Source organism: Paenibacillus maysiensis, assembly GCF_000520815.1.
Lineage (GTDB): Bacteria > Bacillota > Bacilli > Paenibacillales > Paenibacillaceae > Paenibacillus > Paenibacillus maysiensis.
This window is the reverse complement of record NZ_ASRY01000062.1, coordinates 1-3666: the sequence shown is the minus strand read 5'-3', so window position 1 is coordinate 3666 and position 3666 is coordinate 1. Positions and strand designations below refer to the sequence as shown.

The 3666-nt window shown below is 54.6% G+C and carries 2 protein-coding genes and 1 pseudogene; all 3 read left to right on the top strand.

Translation table 11 applies throughout. From position 1 onward, the window contains the following. Positions 1-480: pseudogene (locus L696_RS30830) on the top strand (hypothetical protein); the annotation flags it as partial. Between the two features lie 2 nt (positions 481-482). Further along, entirely contained in the window at positions 483-1298 is an 816-nt protein-coding gene (locus L696_RS0104055; RefSeq protein ID WP_025682500.1) for a class I SAM-dependent methyltransferase, read from the top strand. Positions 1299-1318: 20 nt separating this feature from the next. Next, positions 1319-3666: type I polyketide synthase (locus L696_RS0104050; protein WP_025682499.1), on the top strand; the 2348-nt coding region annotated here is incomplete at its 3' end.

Here is a 3666-nt window from a genome sequence, read left to right as displayed (position 1 = left end):
CCGCCCCCTGCCGTTGCGGCGGTATTAATGGCAACGGTTCCACCCAGCGGGATGCTGAAAGATCTGAAGAGGGTGGCGTTATTTCATTCCAAGGCGGTCAAGGACATGACATTGTTTAACGAAGGTGCGGATGTGGCCGTTCCGCCACAAATTTTCTTTTCTAAACGGACGGAACCCGGGCGGCTCGCGGCATGGATTGGAAAGATACAACCGGAATCGAAAAGGGTGCGCAACGAGTTGGCCAAACCGATTGTGCCGGAGGCGTTTGGAATGGATATTCCGCTGCTTGTGCTGGGGGGCCGAAAGGACTGGTTTTTTCCGGTACGAACCACCAAAAATGTGGCGAGAACCTATGGCACGAAAGCGCTGATGTTCCGGCATCTGTGCCATGATATGATGCTGTCCCCGCAATGGAACAGCGTCGCAGAGCATATGCTGGAATTTTTGGAGCCATTGAAACGCGGCGGAAGGGGAGCATGAGCATGAGCGCAGAAGGATCTTATCAAATATCGACTGTTGCCAGCAGCGTCCAGCATGAGATACAGCGGCTGCAAGGGCAGGTCGCATTATTTTGGGAAAAGGAAGTAAAGCATTATGTGGAATTTGGCTTGCGGGACGGTCACTCGGTAGTTGAACTGGGCGCCGGACCCGGCTATGTTACGGAAAATATTCTGCGGCAATTCCCCCATACAAGGGCAGTGGCGGTGGAGATTGATCCGCTGCTTGCTGATTATGCCCGGGAGCATACGCTCTCGTCATTCGGCGACCGCTGCCAGATTCTGGATGGTTCAATTATGGAAACCGGATTGCCAGATGATACATTTGATTTTGCAGTCACCCGGCTCGTGCTGGAGCATTTGCCCGATCCGGTGAGCGCCGTCCGCGAAGTAAAGCGGATATTGAAGCCCGGTGGGACGGCGGTTTTTGTGGATAATGACTTTGAGATGCACATCATGACTTACCCGTCCATTCCTGAACTGCAGTTGTTATATGAAGCTTATTGCGAATCGCGGATTGCAGAGGGGGGCAGCCCGCGGTTCGGACGGCAACTTCCGTCCGTCCTGCGGCAAGGTGGTTTTGCAGAAATCGACTTCGAGGTCATCTGCGCTCACAGCGGACTGCTCGGGGATGAGATGTTCCTGAAATCCGAAGGGATCGGTATTCCGACAAAGCTGGTGAAGGACGGATTCTTGCCCAGCAAAACCCTTGCCCAAATCGCCTATGCCTGGAGGAATATGATTCGGCACGAGCAGCACTCCATTCTGCGCCAACTGTATTTGGCCGCCGGCCGGAAATAGAGAAAAGATAGGAGGCTTGTATGTTGAAGAGTGATCGCGCATGGCAGCAGGAAGCCATCACTGCGGAGTTACTGGCAGTGTTGGACGGCTTAATACAGGCACCGGAGTCTCTGAATGCGGAGGCAAGCTTTGTCGAACTCGGGATCAATTCGCTTCTGGCGGTCGAACTGGTGGAAACCATCAATGAGCGGCTGGCGCTGAACCTGGGGATTGAGGTTATATTCGATTACCAGAATGTCTTTGAGTTGGCGGCGCATATCAGTGAATATAAGCCGGCTGAAGGGGATGTCCGGCAGCGTAATCAGGTTCGGGACTTGGGCCAGGAGATACAGAAGACGGGTCTGGCCGCCGTTGAAGACCGGTTGAGGATGGTTCTTGCCAGGTTGCTGCGAGAAGAGCGGCCGGAGGCTAACCCAAATGCAAGCTTTGTTGAGATGGGGATCAATTCACTCCTGACGGTTGAACTGGTGGAGGGGCTGAATGCCGAGTTTGGCCTTCAACTGGGAGTGGAGGTTATCTTTGATTACCAGGAAATTAAGGAATTGGTTCCATTTATCCATAGGCAGCTTGCCGGAGAGGGGGAGCTGCCGCAGATTCAACAGGCCGCTTCCACCTCCGAAGAAGAGGGAAGCGTCGAAGTTGCCCCAGCCTTTCCCGCTGCATCGGGCAAGCCGGATGACATTGCCATTGTCGGTATATCGGGCCGGTTCGCCGGCGCGGAATCCGTGGCGGAGTTTTGGCAGCATTTGCAGGCCGGGGACGATTGCATCAAGGAAATTAGCCGTGATGGCTGGAGAACCGATGATTATTACGACAGCGATCCTGCAAAGCGGAATAAATCGGTTAGCAGATGGGGCGGTTTGCTTGCCGACATTGAGGCATTTGACCCGTTGTTCTTCAATATTTCGCCGTTGGAAGCGGAGCTTATGGATCCGCAGCAACGGCTGTTTCTGCAGGAGGCCTTCAAGGCGTTTGAAGATGGCGGATTCCCGGAGGAACGGCTCTCCGGCCAAAAAATCGGCGTGTTCGTCGGCGGGCGAGCGTCGGACTACAAAGACCGGACACTGGAAGCGGAAGAAATCCGTTCGCAAACTTTCCTCGGCAATGATATGGCGATTCTCGCGGCACGGGTTTCTTATTTTTTGAACCTGAAAGGCCCAAGCCTGTCCATTGATACAGCCTGTTCCTCTTCACTGGTTGCCATCCATCTGGCATGTGAAAGTATCCGTAAAGGAGAGTCGAAGATGGCTTTGGCGGGAGGCGTCTTCGCACTAAGCTCTCCCGAATTTTATATTATGGCCTCCAAGACGAATATGCTTTCGCCGGACGGCAAATGCAAAACCTTCGACAATTCGGCCGATGGAATAGTCGCCGGTGAGGGAGTAGGCGCGGTAGTGCTTAAATCATTGGCAGACGCCTTGGCCGAGGGGGACTTTATATACGGTGTCATTAGAGGATCGGCGATGAATCAGGACGGCAGAACGAAGGGGATTACGGCGCCAAGCATGCTGTCGCAAAAGGCGCTGCTTGAGGAGGCGTACAGCAATGCAGATATATCGCCGGAAACGATCAGCTATATCGAGGCCCATGGAACCGGCACAAAGCTGGGGGATCCCATTGAGATTAAGGCATTGACAGAAGCCTTTCGGACGTTTACCGACCGTAAACGGTATTGTGCGATCGGTTCGCATAAGCCGAATGTCGGGCATACGATTATGGCGGCAGGCATGGGTGGAATCTTCAAAATTATAATGGCCATGAAGCATCGGCAAATCCCCCCTACTATTCATGTGGAACAGGTCAACGAACATATCCGTTTGGAGGACAGCCCGTTCTATCTAAATACAACGCTGACGGACTGGCGGTCCGACGCCGGCGTACCGCTGCGGGCAGGAGTCAGCTCATTCGGATTCAGTGGAACCAACTGCCACATGATTCTGGAAGAGCCCCCGCTAAGGCACCGTCCGGCGGGCGAAGCGCACACTCCCGGCTACCTGTTTCCGCTCTCGGCGAAGACCGAAGAGGCATTAAGCCGTAGGCTGTCCGGGTTGAAGCACTGGCTTGAGCATGACGGGGGCGGCGCCGGATTGGCGGATATTGCCTACACGCTGTCCGCGGGCCGCAGCCATTATCCGTTTCGCTGTGCTCTGGCCGCCTGCAGCCGGGAAGAGCTTCTTCAAGCGCTGGAAACGGTGATATCCTGCGCGACCGAGCCTCAAGATCAGGGCGGAGTGACCGGCGAATCTGCTCTCAGCGTCAGAGGCGACCGGATCACGGATGAGCTCGTTTCGCGCAATCGGTCGAATCCGGACTCATTTATGAACAATCTTAAAGAATTGGGCCGCTTGTATGTGCAGGGATATGACCC